Below are 12,853 nucleotides of genomic sequence, written 5' to 3' on the forward strand. Positions count from 1 at the left end.
CCCGTTTTTCAGCCGCCGTTCGCCCCATGTCCGAGGGCCGGCGATCTCGTACGGACCTCCAGGAAGGCACCCTCGTGTCCTCAACTCCCGCTTCCCCTCTGCACCTTGCCGTCGCCCTTGAGGGCACCGGCTGGCACCCCGCCTCCTGGCGCGAGCCGGTCGCCCGCCCCCGGGACCTGTTCACCGCCGGATACTGGGCCGACCTGGTCGCCGAGGCCGAGCGCGGCCTGCTCGACTTCGTCACCTTCGAGGACGGGCTGGGCCTGCAGTCCTCGCACTACGGCGAGCCGGACGGCCGCACCGACCAGGTGCGCGGCCGCCTGGACGCCGTCCTGACCGCGTCCCGCATCGCGCCCCTGACCCGGCACATCGGCCTGGTCCCGACCGTGATCACCACCCACACGGAGCCGTTCCACATCTCCAAGGCGATCGCCACCCTCGACCACGTCAGCTCCGGCCGCGCGGGCCTGCGGGTGCAGATCAGCGCCCGCCCGCACGAGGCCGACCACTTCGGCCGGCGCTCCTTCCCGCCGATCAGCCCGGAGGAGTTGCAGACCCCCGCCGGACAGCAGCGGCTCACCGAGCACTTCGACGAGGCCGCCGACTACGTCGAGGTCGTGCGCCGGCTGTGGGACAGCTGGGAGGACGACGCGGAGATCCGGGACGTGGCCACCGGCCGCTTCATCGACCGGGAGAAGCTGCACTACATCGACTTCGAGGGCCGGCACTTCAGCGTCAAGGGTCCGTCCATCACCCCGCGCCCGCCGCAGGGCCAGCCGCTGGTGACCGCCCTCGCCCACCAGACGGTTCCGTACCGGCTCGTGGCCCGCCAGGCCGATGTCGGCTACGTCACCCCGCACGACGCCGAGCAGGCCCGTGCGATCGTCGCCGGGATCCGCGCCGAGCAGGAGGCGGCCGGACGCGCCGGTGAACTCCTTCATGTCTTCGGCGACTTGGTGGTCTTCCTGGACGACGACCAGGCCGCTGCCGAGGACCGGCGCGCCCGCCTCGACGCCCTCGCGGGGGAGCCGTACACCAGCGACGCGCGCATCTTCGCCGGTACGCCCGCCGAACTCGCCGACCTGATCCAGGAGTTGGCGGCGGAGGGGCTGAGCGGCTTCCGGCTGCGGCCCGCCGTCGCCGGACACGACCTGCCGGCCATCACCCGGGACCTGGTCCCCGAACTCCAGCGCCGGGGCGCCTTCCGCACCGCCTACGAGGCCGACACCCTGCGCGGCCTGCTGGGCCTCGCCCGCCCCGCCAACCGCTACGCCGCAGCCACCGTCTGAGCCGGAAGGACCGTACCGACATGAGCAGCAAGCCGCTGAAGCAGATCCATCTGGCCGCACACTTCCCCGGCGTCAACAACACCACTGTGTGGAGCGATCCGAAGGCCGGCAGCCACATCGAGTTCAGTTCCTTCGTCCACTTCGCGCAGACCGCCGAACGCGCCAAGTTCGACTTCCTGTTCCTCGCCGAGGGGCTCAGGCTGCGTGAACAGGGCGGCAAGATATACGACTTGGACGTGGTCGGCCGCCCCGACACCTTCACGATCCTCGCCGCGCTGGCTGCCGTCACCGAGCACCTCGGTCTGACCGGCACCATAAACTCCACCTTCAACGAGCCGTACGAGGTGGCCCGCCAGTTCGCCAGCCTCGACCACCTCTCCGGCGGTCGCTCGGCCTGGAACGTGGTCACCTCCTGGGACGCCTTCACCGGCGAGAACTTCCGCCGCGGCGGCTTCCTGCCGCGGGAGGAGCGCTACTCCCGCGCCAAGGAGTTCCTCACCACCGCGCACGAACTCTTCGACTCCTGGCACGGCGACGAGATCATCGCTGACCGGGCCACCGGCGTCTTCCTGCGGGACGCGAAGGCCGGCTCCTTCGTCCACACCGGCCAGCACTTCGACATCCACGGCCAGTTCAACGTGCCGCGCTCCCCACAGGGCCGACCGGTCGTCTTCCAGGCCGGAGACTCCGACGAGGGCCGGGAGTTCGCCGCCTTTGGCGCCGACGCCATCTTCAGCCGGTACGCCACCCTCAAGGAGGGCCGGGCCTTCTATACGGACGTCAAGAACCGCTTGTCCAAGTACGGCCGCCGCCATGACCAGTTGCTGATCCTGCCCGCCGCGACCTTCGTCCTCGCCGACACCGACGCGGAGGCCGAGGAACTGGCCAGGGACGTGCGCCGCCAGCAGGTCAGCGGGGCCACGGCCCTCAAGCACCTGGAGTTCGTCTGGAACCGGGACCTGTCCGGCTACGATCCGGAGGGCCCGCTGCCCGACATCGACCCGGACGTCAGCGCCGACCACATCTCCAAGGGCCGCGCACAGGTGCGCATGTACGGTGACCCGCTGGCCACCGCCCGCGAGTGGCGCGAGCTGGCCGCCGCCCACAACTGGTCCATCCGCGACCTGGTCATCGAGACGGGCAACCGCCAGAACTTCCTCGGCTCCCCGGCGACCGTCGCCCGCACCATCAACGAGTACGTCCAGGCGGACGCGAGTGACGGCTTCATCCTCGTCCCGCACATCACCCCCGGTGGCCTCGACGACTTCGCCGAGAAGGTCGTCCCGCTGCTGCAGGAACAGGGTGTGTTCCGCACCGAGTACGAGGGCCCGACCCTGCGCCACCATCTGGGCCTGGCCCACCCGGACGATGCCTTCGACGGACGGGTGGCCTCGTGAAGTTCCTCGTGATCACCCTGATCGTGCACCGCCCGGACCCAGTCACCGGCGTGCAGAAGCCGACGCACGACCGGTTCCGCGAAGTGCTCGACAACGCCCTGCTCGCCGAGGAGTTGGGCTTCGACGGCTTCGGCGTGGGGGAGCGGCACGAGCGGCCGTTCATCTCCTCCTCGCCGCCGGTCGTACTGAGCCACGTCGCCGCCCTGACCAAGCGGATCCGGCTGTTCACGGCCGTGACCACGCTCAGCCTCCTCGACCCGGTCCGGGCATACGAGGACTACGCCACCCTCGACCACCTGTCCAACGGGCGCCTCGACCTGATCATTGGCAAGGGCAACGGCGCCGCCCAGCGCGACTTGTTCCACGTCACGCCCGAGGACCAGTGGGACCGCAGCGCCGAGAGCTACGAGGTCTTCCGGAAGATCTGGCGCCAGGACAAGGTCACCGCCGACACACGCTTCCGTCCCCCGCTGACGAACGCCGAGGTGTGGCCGCGGCCGTATCAGCGGCCGGTCCGGGTCTGGCACGGCAGCGCGACCAGCAAGGAGTCCGTCGATCTGGCGGCCCGCTACGGCGACCCGCTGTTCTCGGCGAACGTCACCAACCCCATCGAGCCGTATGCCGAGTTGATCCGCCACTACCGCGAGCGGTGGGAGCACTACGGCCACGACCCGGCGCAGATCGCCGTCGGCGCGGGCACGGCGGGCATCTACGTCGCCCGCACCTCGCAGGAGGCGCTGGCTGGGTACCGGCCGGTCTTCGAGTCCAACCTGGCGTTCTTCAAGAAGGCCGGCCTGCCGGTCGTCTTCGAGACCCTGGAGGACTTCGTCGAACGCAGCTCCGCTCTGATCGGCAGCCCGCAACAGGTCATCGACAAGGTGCACCGCTACCACGAACAGTTCGGGCACACCGTGCTCCACCTGCACGCCGACGCGAGCGGGCTGACGGAGTCCCAGCACCGTGCCTCCCTCGAGCTGTTCCAGTCCAAGATCGCCCCCGTGCTGCGCCGCGAGATCCCGGACCCGCCGTTCGTATGGGGACCCGTGCTTCCGCCGCCACCGCTCACCCAGGAGTCCGTCCATGTCTGATATTGCCCTCGGCGTTCTCGACCTGGTCCCGATCCCCTCCGGCTCGACGGCAGCCGATGCCCTGCGCAACTCCATCGACCTCGCACAGCAGGCCGAGCGCTTCGGGTATGCCCGCTACTGGTTCGCCGAGCACCACCTCAATCCGGGCGTGGCCGGCACGGCCCCCGCAGTCGTCCTGGCCCTGACCGCATCCGCCACCTCCAGCATCCGGCTCGGTTCCGGGGCCGTGCAGCTCGGGCACCGCACGGCGCTGTCCACGGTGGAGGAGTTCGGCCTGCTCGACGCGCTGCACCCGGGCCGCTTCGATCTGGGCCTGGGCCGCTCGGGCGGCCGCCCGCCGGGACAGCCGGCCGCACCGTTGCCGACGGCGACCCCGGTCGTCGACGGCCGCACCCCGAACGGCCTGTTGATCCCGCCCCGCTTCTCCTTCGAGCATCTGCTCGGGTCACCCCGTGTCGCGCTGCAGCGCAGGCTGCTTCTGCTGCCGGGCGCCGAGTCACAGGACTACGCCGAGCAGATCGACGACATCCTCGCCCTGCTCGCCGGCACCTACCGCTCCCCGGAGGGCGTCGAGGCGCACGTCGTGCCGGGGGAGGGCGCCGACGTGGAGGTGTGGATCCTGGGCAGCAGCGGTGGTCAGAGCGCCGCTGTCGCGGGCCAAAGCGGTCTGCGGTTCGCGGCGAACTACCACGTCAGCCCGGCCACGGTCCTGGAGGCCGTGGAGGGTTACCGGTCCTTCTTCCAGCCTTCCGAGTTCCTCGACAAACCGTACGTCAGCGTCTCGGCGGACGTCGTCGTCGCCGAGAACGACGCCACCGCCCGCGCACTCGCCACCGGCTACGGCCCGTGGGTCCGCAGCATCCGCACCGCCGAGGGCGCCATCGAGTACCCGACGCCGGAGGAGGCGCGCGCCCATCCATGGACCGACGAGGACCATGCCCTCGTCCAGGACCGTCTCGACACCCAGTTCGTCGGCTCACCGGGCCGCGTGGCCGACCAGTTGGAACAGCTCCAGGAGGCCACGGGCGCGGACGAGCTGCTCATCACGACCATCACCCACGACCACACGGACCGGGTCCGTTCATACGAACTGCTCGCGGAGGAATGGCGCCGACGGGGTCACTCTTTTAAGTCGAGCTGATGTTCGAGAATCCCCACCGACCGGCTGCACGCGACGGCTTCCGCACGGGTCTGATCGGCCCCCCTGAGCAGATCGCCGTGGGGGCCCCTGCTGAAGGCAGGGGGAGGGTCGTCGCCTGCAAGCGGCTCGGCGTCGACCTCTTCCTCCTCGGCTTCCTGCACTACCTGGAGGAGGTCGAGTACTTCGGCAAGCGGGTGCTGCCCCTGGTGCGCGAACTGGAAGCAGAGCAAGCCGCGTCCGAGCCCGCCGCCGCCCACGCCTGACCGCGGCCCGCACACGAAACGACGAACCGAAAGGTCCTTTCCATGGCCACTGTCCTGTCCGTCTCCGGAAGCCCCTCCGCCACCTCCCGCACCGCTCGGCTGCTGCGCCACCTGGACGAACGGCTCATCGCGCAGGGACACGAGGTGATCGCGCTGGACGTGCGTACCCTGCCTGCCGAGGCGCTGCTCGGGGCCGACTTCGCTCACCCGGCGATCGTCGGGGCCACCGCCCTGTTCGAGCAGGCGGACGGCGTGGTGATCGGTACCCCCGTCTACAAGGCCGCCTACTCCGGACTGCTGAAGTCCCTGCTCGACCTGCTCCCCCAGTACGCCCTGGCGGGCAAGACGGTCCTGCCGCTGGCCACCGGCGGCTCCACCGCCCACGTGCTGGCCATCGACTACGCCCTGCGCCCGGTGCTGGCCTCCATGGGCCCTGCGCACATCACGCCGGGCTGGTTCACGCTCGACAAGGACATCACGGTGGGCGAGGACGGCACGCTGACCGTCGCGCCGGGGTCGGCCGAGGCTCTGGCGCAGGTCACAGACCAGTTCTCGGCCGCGCTGGGCGGGCGGACGCCGCTGCTGGCGGCCGCCGGATGAGCGTCGCGCACGTCATCGCGGATGACGCCGAGAGGACGACACCCTGCACGTGGCGTACGTCCCGAGTGACGCGCCCGGCCTCACGGTCGTGGCGCCTGGAGTCGGTGCCCGTGCCCGTGCCCGTGCTCGCCGACCGCGTCGTGCCGTACCACCTCACCTTCCAGGACCTCCAACTCCACGGAGCGGTAGCCCAGTTGCTGTACGCGGCCATCGACGCCGGGATCGCCTCCGGGATGCCGGCCGAGGCGGTGGAGTTCGTCCGTACGAAGAGCCGCCCCTGGTTCGGGAGTGCCGCCGAGGGCACGCGATCGCCGCGGAGGATCCGCTGCTGATCCAGCGGTTCGGCGAACTGGCGATCAGAGAACGGGCTGCCGAAGCGCTGCTTCGCGAGCCCGCCCGCGCGGTCGACGACGCCCGCGCCGACCTGACCGACGACTCGGCCGCCGCGGCCTCGATCGCGGTGGCCACCGCGAAAGTGACGGCGGCCGAGGCCGCCCTGGAGGTCGCCAGTGCCCTTTTCAAGGTCTCCGGCACCCGCTCGGCCCTCGACTCCCTGGGCCTGCACCGCCATTGGCGCGACGCGCGCACCCACACGCTGCACGACCCGGCCCGCTGGAAGGTCCAGCACATCGGCCATTACGTGCTGGGCGGCACCAAGCCCCCCGGCACGGCCCCCTGTGACGAACGCTGACGAACACCGATCGGAGCCCCCACGTGTCCCTCACCTTCCACTGGTTCCTGCCCACCAACGGCGACAGCCGCCACGTCGTCGGCGGCGGCCACGGCACCCCCGCCACGGAGTCCGGGCGCGACCGGCCGCCGACGGTCGCCTACCTGAGCCAGATCGCCCGCGCCGCCGAGGACCTCGGCTTCGTCGGCGCGCTCACGCCGACCGGCGCGTGGTGCGAGGACGCTTGGCTGACCACCGCCATGGTCAGCCAGAACACCGAACGGCTGAAGTTCCTCGTCGCCTTCCGCCCCGGCTTTGTCTCGCCGACACTCGCGGCGCAGATGGCCTCCACCTTCCAGCGGCAGACCGGCGGACGGCTCCTGCTCAACGTCGTCACCGGCGGCGAGAGCCACGAGCAGCGGGCCTATGGGGACTTCCTGGACAAGGACGCGCGGTATCGCCGTACCGGCGAATTCCTGCAAATCGTCCGGGGGCTGTGGGAGGGCAAGACTGTCGACCTGTCCGGCGAGCACCTCCAGGTCGAGGACGCGAAACTCGCCCGGGTGCCCGACCCGATCCCCGAGGTGTACTTCGGGGGCTCCTCGCCGGTCGCCGGAGAAGTCGCCGCCAGGCATGTCGACGTCTACCTCACCTGGGGTGAGCCGCCCGCCGCCGTCGCGCAGAAGATCGCCTGGATCAGGGCGCTGGCCGCGAAGGAAGGTCGCAGCGTCCGCTTCGGCATCCGGCTGCACGTCATCACCCGCGATACCTCCGAGCAGGCCTGGGCCGAGGCGGAGCGGCTGCTGGCGGGCTTCGATGCGGAGACCGTGCGGCAGGTTCAGGCCGGGCTTGCCCGCAGTGAGTCGGAGGGACAGCGGCGGATGCTGGCCCTGCACGGGGGCGGGAGCCGGGACGGGCTGGAGATCCATCCCAACCTGTGGGCGGGTATCGGGCTGGTGCGGGGTGGGGCGGGGACCGCCCTGGTCGGCAGTTACACCGAGGTTGCCGAGCGGATCAAGGAGTACGCCGCGTTGGGGATCGAGGAGTTCATCTTCTCCGGGTATCCGCATCTGGAAGAGGCGTACTGGTTCGGCGAGGGCGTGCTGCAGAAGCTTCAGGCGCAGGGTCTGTGGCGGCATCCGTACGGGCAGCAGGTGGCCCCCGCCGCCCAGGTCCCCTTCGCCGGTGCCGGGAGCGCGCGACGACCCATGTGAACGCGACGCTGAACGCGTCCTGCCCCGCACAGAACTCGACGAACTGTCGGACCCGGGGCTGCTGGGCATCACCAGTCCCCCGCTCCCGCGGAGGCGCCGAGGTTCGACGGCTTCAACCCCGCCTACGCCACCACCCTTGGCACCTTCGCCGCCTTCGTCGACCTCGTCGTCCCGGAATTGGGCGGCTGCGCCCCCGGGTCAGGGACGACCACCCGGCCGCCCGCCATCGCGAACTCGCCATCCGGGAGCGTGAATCAGCCGGAACACATCAGGTTCCCTAGTTTTCCTATCGGATTACTAGGGAAATGTTACGGTCGTCGAAGAGGAGAGTGAGGATGATGAAGCCGACGCGTCACTGCGCACCGCCGCACTCCCGAGCCGCCTCCGCCGGGCACCGCGTCGTCCTCGGTCCTCTGAAGGAAGACGCCACGCCATGACCACAACACTGAGCTGTAGCGACAGCCACAGTCGCATGAAGCGGGTGAGGATATGACGGTGACGGTGGACGAGGTGACCGACGCGCGAGCCGGGCGGGCCGACTGGCTGCACATAGCCCGTGAGATGGCGGACGACCTGGCCACGGACGCGGCCGAGCGCGAACAGGCCGGCAAGGCACCGCGCGACGAGGTGGCGCGGTTGCGTGAATCGGGACTGCTGACACTGCCGGCACCGGCCGAACTCGGGGGCGGGAGTGGGGACTGGCGTACGGCCTACGCGGTCATCCGGACCGTCGCCGCAGCCGACGGGGCCATCGGTCACCTGCTGGGCAACCACTACTTCCTGTCCTGCAGCGCCCGGTTCTTCGCCGACCGCACCCGTGCCGCCCGCATCGAGCGGGAGTCGACGGCGGGGCAGTGGTGCTGGGGAGGCGGTATCGCCTCACACGAACCACCACTCATCCTGACCCCCGCGTCAGGCGGCTATCTGCTCAACGGCTTCCAGAGGTATGCCACCGGAGTCGGGATCGCCAACCGGCTGGTGGTTCGAGCCGCCAAGTACGGCACCGGTGAGCCGTTGGCCGTCCTGGTCGACCCCGCCCGCTCGGGCGTCGTGAGCGGCAGCAGCGGGGACGCATTCGGCCAGCGGCTGGCGGCCGGTGGCGGCGTGGAGTTCGATTCCGTGCCGGTCGCGGCCGACGATGTGCTCGGCTCCCTCTCGCCGGACGAGGGCGTCCTGTCACCCTTCGCCTCTCTGGCCGCGCCGACCGCGCGTCTGGTCTCCGTCCACTTCTATCTTGGCGTGGCAGAGGGCCTGCTGGCCGAGGTTCGCGAGCACGGAAGGGGCATGAGGTCCCCCTGGCAGCCCTTCTCGCCTCAGCGCTGGCCGGACAGCCCGCCGCACGATCCTTACGCGCTGGCCGTGTACGGCGAGCTCACCGTCGTCGCACGTGCCGCGTCCGCCCTCGCCGAGCAGGCGGTGGGTGCCCTGGTGCACGGCCTCGAACAGGGCGAGGATCTCGACCACGAGGAGTGCGCGGAGATCGCCGTCCTCGCGAGCGTGGCCGAGTCTGCCGCCTCCGGGGCCGCGCAGGAGATCACCACCCGTGCCCTGGACGTCAACGGCGCCGACGCCGCCTCCGCGCGGCACGGCTTCGACCGCTTCTGGCGCAACGCCCGGACACACACCCTGCGCGAGCCGGTCGCCCACAGACTGCGCGAGGTGGGCGACTACTTCCTCAACGGCGCGCACCCACCCTTCGCCCTTCCAGCCTGACCGGGAGGACGACCGGTGCGGGGGGCCGACACGACAGTGATGGATAATCGCGGCATGCGGATCTCGGCGCGGGCGGACTATGCGGTGCGGGCGGCACTGGAGCTGGCCGCAGCAGGGAGCGAGGCCTCGCTCAAGGCCGAGGCGATCGCCGCGGCGCAGGGCATCCCGCACAAATTCCTGGAGGGCATCCTCGGCGACCTGCGCCGGGGCGGTCTTGTGGTCAGCCAGCGAGGCGGCAAGGGCGGCTACCGGCTCGCCCGCCCGGCGGCGTCGATCGCCATCGTCGACGTCATCCGCGTCGCGGACGGCCCCCTGGTCTCGGTGCGGGGAGTGCGCCCACCCGAGCTCTCCTACTGCGGTCCCGCGGAGTCGCTGCTGCCGCTGTGGATCGCCGTACGCGCCAACGTCCGCAAGATCCTCGGCGAGGTCACCCTGGCCCACGTGGCCGCGGCCAAGCTGCCCGACGAGGTCCTGAGCCTCGCGGAGGACCCCGAGGCCTGGACGAATCCCTGACCGACACCCCCCGGCGCATCCGGACTACCCAGCAGCGTTGGTCAGGCGGCTGACCGGGCTCTCCAGCTCGACCGCGGCGGCGTCAGGACGGGGTCCCCGGGTCGGTGTACCGCAGCAGGGCGCCCACGCCCTCGTGCAGCCTCAGCTCGCTCTCCGGTACGACGACCAGCTCGGCACCGGTGCCGACGAGGGCCCGGACGAGGGCCTCGTCGGCGCGTTCCTCGCGCGGGGCCCGCACGCCGAAGAACGTCAGCTCCCCCTCGGTCAGGGCGAGCTGAGTGGGCTGGGAGCCCGCCCAGAGCCGCAGCGAAGACGCCGGCGGTCGGCTCAGCAGCAGTGCCGCGACCTGGCCGCGCTGAAGGGCGGCGACGGTGGTGGCCAGCCCCTCCGTCACGGGTCCGTCCAGGGCGCGTCGGCCGATGAAGATGTCCACGAGTTCCCGGTCGTGCGCGGCCATGCGGCCGCGGAAGACGCCGTCGAGCTGTGGCTCCAACAGGGCGCGTCCGGTGTCGGTGGGGGTCCGGCCGCCCACGCGTACGACCTTGTCCCGCAGGGTGTGCGGCAGGCGGTGGATCAGTACGTTGCACGCCCACTCGTCCCCGCCCACGACGACGGCGTCGGCATGGGCGCGCCGCGCCAGTTCGTCCAGCCGGTGGCCGAGCCGGAGGGAGGTGTGGTGCCAGGTCGCCACCGCGACCCTGCGGCGCAGCCGCTCACCCGGGGTGACGGTGGACGCGGGCCAGGTGCCGGTCTCCGCCTCCAGAGTTACCCAGCCGTGGGTCTTGGCGGTCGGAAGGCCGCCGTAGTGGACGACTACGGCCATGTAGGGGATCTCCGGAAGGTGCTGGGTGACCAGGGGCATCGCGTCCGGCAGGGTGCTGTAGCGCGCGGAGTCGTGCTCGGGCGGCCTGGGCAGTTCCCCGTCCAGGACGAGTGTGCCATGGGCGGCGAAGATGGCCTGACCGTGCACCCCCGGCACCTCTGTGTCGGCGCCGACCACCTCCTCCAGTACGTTCAACAGCGCCGGCTCCGAGCCCTGACGGGACAGACTCTCGCGCAGCCGCCGCCAGCGCAGTGCGATCGCCCGCTCGGGGTGCTCGACGTTTCGGGAGGTGTCCAGGTACACGGAGGCGAACGGGCCAGGCTCCGCGTAGAGGGGTTCAAGGAACGACAACCTCATCGCCACTCCTCGTCGATGGTCTCCCCTCCTTTGATGATGCGCGCCCCGGGGGCGATGGAGCGATGGAGCTCGACGAGCGCAAAGCGGTGCGGAACGCGGGGCGGTCAGGCGCCGGCCGCCAGCAGTCGGCTCATGATGAGCATGGTGGCGGCGACCAGGCCGTCCGGCACCGCCAAGCCGCGGGCCGGGACAGCAGGCCGCGGAGCAGCCGGGCTCCGTAGCCGGGTGAAGGAGCAGTCTGCGCGGGAGCACCAGATCGTGGCGGGGGCCGCCTTGCCCCGTGAATACCGGTTTCCGGGCTGTATTCGGTTGCGGCGTCGATCCGCCCGCCCGCTGCTCCGGGAGTCCCGGCTCGCAGCCCCGAACTCCTGCTACTTGCCGTCGAACGCCGCCACCAGTTGCGGCAGTCCGCCGCCGGCCACGATGAGGGCCAGGTGATCGTGGAAATCCCTGCTGCTGACGATCAGGCCGTCACGGACCCGCAGCACCTGGATGTTCGCGACCTCGAAGTTTCGCTCGGTCGCCCGGTGGTGCACCTGGTAGGTCCATTCGGCGACGATCACCTCCGGGTCGTCAGTCTCCCGGATCACCACATTCGTCGAGGTCAGCTCCACGGGCGAATTCACGGAGACTTCCGCGAACCGTTCCCTGAGTGCGGCCCGCCCCTCGAACCGACGCGGTCCGACGGGCTCGAAGACGGTCTCCACCACGGCGTCCTCGGCGTAGAGCTCGGCCAGCTGCGAGAACCGCCCCTCCGTGATGCCCTTGAGCAGCTTCTGGAAGACCTCGCGTGGTGACAGCGTTCCGGACATGATCAACCCCCAGCCGGATCCGTCGCTAGAATCGGACCAGCGACTCCGGTTTCAAACGATACGGACTGGCAACTCCGGTTGTCCAGTGTGGCTCCGCCGACGGCGGGGAAGGGCGGGAGGGGTGAGCGGCGCTGAGGAACGCCCGCTGCGGGCGGATGCGGCTCGTAACCGGGCCAGGCTGCTGGACGTCGCCACAAAGGTGTTCACCACCCGTGGCGTTGGCGTGCCGACCGAGGAGATCGCCCGGGCCGCCGGGGTGGGGGTCGGCACTCTCTTCCGGCACTTCCCGACAAAGGAGGCGCTGCTGGAAGCGGTGATGGTGCGCAGGCTGGAGGCGATCGCCGCCCAGACCGCGCAGCTGGCCGCCGAGTCCGAGCCCGCCGAGGCCTTCTTCGGCTGCTTCCGCCTGGTGATCGAGCGGTCCGAGGGCAAGAACGAGTTCGCCCAGGCCCTCGCCGCTGCCGGGGTGGACGCACACGCTGCCCTGCAGGAGTCCAGCAAGGTGATCCAGGCGCAGCTGGCCGAGCTGCTGGCCGGGGCGCAAGCGGCTGGGGCGGTCCGCTCGGAGCTGCGCCTGCCGGAGCTGATCGCCCTGCTGGTCGGCACCAGCAAGACGATGGAGCACCTAGGAGCCGACCCGGTGGCCCGGCAGCTGATCTTCGAGGTGATCTTCGACGGGCTGCGGCCGCGCTGAACCGGCGGCGTGTGGGCATCCCCCGGGCCTCGCGCAACGGAGCACGGGTCGGCCCGCCGTTGCGGGCATCGGCGGCACCCGGCCGACCTTTTGGAATCGGTGGTCCAGGCACCCGAGGGGCCCGACCTTGCTGAAACGACTCGGGGTGGTCCGAGCCGAGAGGTGCGATTGACGTTTCTCGGGCAAAGGAGGGGGAGTGGAGGCCAAGTGCTCGTTGCTGGAGAGGGTGAGTTCTCCTTGGCTGCACCTTGTGCAATGCGAAAGTTCACTATGTGATTG

Annotated in this window: 13 protein-coding genes and 1 pseudogene; 12 read left to right on the forward strand and 2 right to left on the reverse strand. The window is 70.7% G+C overall.

Annotated elements, in window-relative coordinates:
- The first annotated feature begins 74 nt into the window (after nt 1-74).
- The 11 genes and pseudogenes from AB0A61_RS08355 to AB0A61_RS08405 all read left to right on the forward strand — a co-directional run bounded on the left by AB0A61_RS08355 (nt 75) and on the right by AB0A61_RS08405 (nt 9,888).
- Nucleotides 75-1,289 (forward strand): LLM class flavin-dependent oxidoreductase, encoded by a 1,215-nt coding sequence (locus AB0A61_RS08355; protein ID WP_361288090.1) that lies wholly within the window; start codon nt 75-77, stop codon nt 1,287-1,289.
- Nucleotides 1,290-1,309: 20 nt separating this feature from the next.
- A complete protein-coding gene (locus AB0A61_RS08360) occupies nt 1,310-2,686 on the forward strand; it encodes an NtaA/DmoA family FMN-dependent monooxygenase (protein ID WP_361288093.1) in 1,377 nt (458 codons plus the stop codon).
- Nucleotides 2,683-3,774 carry an LLM class flavin-dependent oxidoreductase gene (locus AB0A61_RS08365; RefSeq protein WP_361288096.1) on the forward strand — a complete coding sequence of 364 codons (1,092 nt, stop codon included), beginning with the start codon at nt 2,683-2,685 and terminating at the stop codon, nt 3,772-3,774. Before AB0A61_RS08360 ends, AB0A61_RS08365 begins: the two co-directional genes overlap by 4 nt.
- Complete coding sequence (locus tag AB0A61_RS08370; RefSeq protein ID WP_361288099.1) at nt 3,767-4,915, forward strand: LLM class flavin-dependent oxidoreductase; 1,149 nt, start codon at nt 3,767-3,769, stop codon at nt 4,913-4,915. The genes AB0A61_RS08365 and AB0A61_RS08370 overlap by 8 nt, the downstream gene beginning before the upstream one ends.
- 32 nt (nt 4,916-4,947) lie before the next feature.
- Nucleotides 4,948-5,178: pseudogene (locus AB0A61_RS08375) on the forward strand (hypothetical protein); the annotation flags it as partial.
- A 42-nt stretch (nt 5,179-5,220) separates the two neighbouring features.
- On the forward strand, nt 5,221-5,778 hold the full coding sequence (gene ssuE, locus AB0A61_RS08380; protein WP_361288102.1) for an NADPH-dependent FMN reductase: 558 nt from the start codon (nt 5,221-5,223) through the stop codon (nt 5,776-5,778).
- A gap of 110 nt (nt 5,779-5,888) precedes the next feature.
- Nucleotides 5,889-6,110 (forward strand): hypothetical protein, encoded by a 222-nt coding sequence (locus tag AB0A61_RS08385; protein WP_361288306.1) that lies wholly within the window; start codon nt 5,889-5,891, stop codon nt 6,108-6,110.
- 23 nt (nt 6,111-6,133) lie between these two features.
- On the forward strand, nt 6,134-6,469 hold the full coding sequence (locus tag AB0A61_RS08390; RefSeq protein ID WP_361288300.1) for an acyl-CoA dehydrogenase family protein: 336 nt from the start codon (nt 6,134-6,136) through the stop codon (nt 6,467-6,469).
- A 23-nt stretch (nt 6,470-6,492) separates the two neighbouring features.
- Nucleotides 6,493-7,662 carry an LLM class flavin-dependent oxidoreductase gene (locus AB0A61_RS08395; protein ID WP_361288105.1) on the forward strand — a complete coding sequence of 390 codons (1,170 nt, stop codon included), beginning with the start codon at nt 6,493-6,495 and terminating at the stop codon, nt 7,660-7,662.
- 489 nt (nt 7,663-8,151) lie between these two features.
- Nucleotides 8,152-9,375: an acyl-CoA dehydrogenase family protein gene (locus AB0A61_RS08400; RefSeq protein WP_361288108.1), complete on the forward strand. Its 1,224-nt coding sequence runs from the start codon at nt 8,152-8,154 to the stop codon at nt 9,373-9,375.
- Nucleotides 9,376-9,429: 54 nt separating this feature from the next.
- Complete coding sequence (locus tag AB0A61_RS08405; RefSeq protein WP_361288111.1) at nt 9,430-9,888, forward strand: Rrf2 family transcriptional regulator; 459 nt, start codon at nt 9,430-9,432, stop codon at nt 9,886-9,888.
- Between the two features lie 82 nt (nt 9,889-9,970).
- Here AB0A61_RS08405 and AB0A61_RS08410 read toward each other — a convergent pair whose 3' ends face one another.
- Nucleotides 9,971-11,068: a hypothetical protein gene (locus AB0A61_RS08410; RefSeq protein WP_361288114.1), complete on the reverse strand. Its 1,098-nt coding sequence runs from the start codon at nt 11,066-11,068 to the stop codon at nt 9,971-9,973.
- A 371-nt stretch (nt 11,069-11,439) separates the two neighbouring features.
- Complete coding sequence (locus AB0A61_RS08415; RefSeq protein ID WP_361288117.1) at nt 11,440-11,880, reverse strand: nuclear transport factor 2 family protein; 441 nt, start codon at nt 11,878-11,880, stop codon at nt 11,440-11,442.
- Between the two features lie 121 nt (nt 11,881-12,001).
- Here AB0A61_RS08415 and AB0A61_RS08420 point away from each other — a divergent pair, with 121 nt between their 5' ends.
- Complete coding sequence (locus AB0A61_RS08420; protein WP_361288120.1) at nt 12,002-12,574, forward strand: helix-turn-helix domain-containing protein; 573 nt, start codon at nt 12,002-12,004, stop codon at nt 12,572-12,574.
- Nucleotides 12,575-12,853: the final 279 nt, after the last annotated feature.

Source organism: Streptomyces sp. NPDC046197 (assembly GCF_040646295.1).
In the GTDB taxonomy this organism is placed as follows: domain Bacteria; phylum Actinomycetota; class Actinomycetes; order Streptomycetales; family Streptomycetaceae; genus Streptomyces.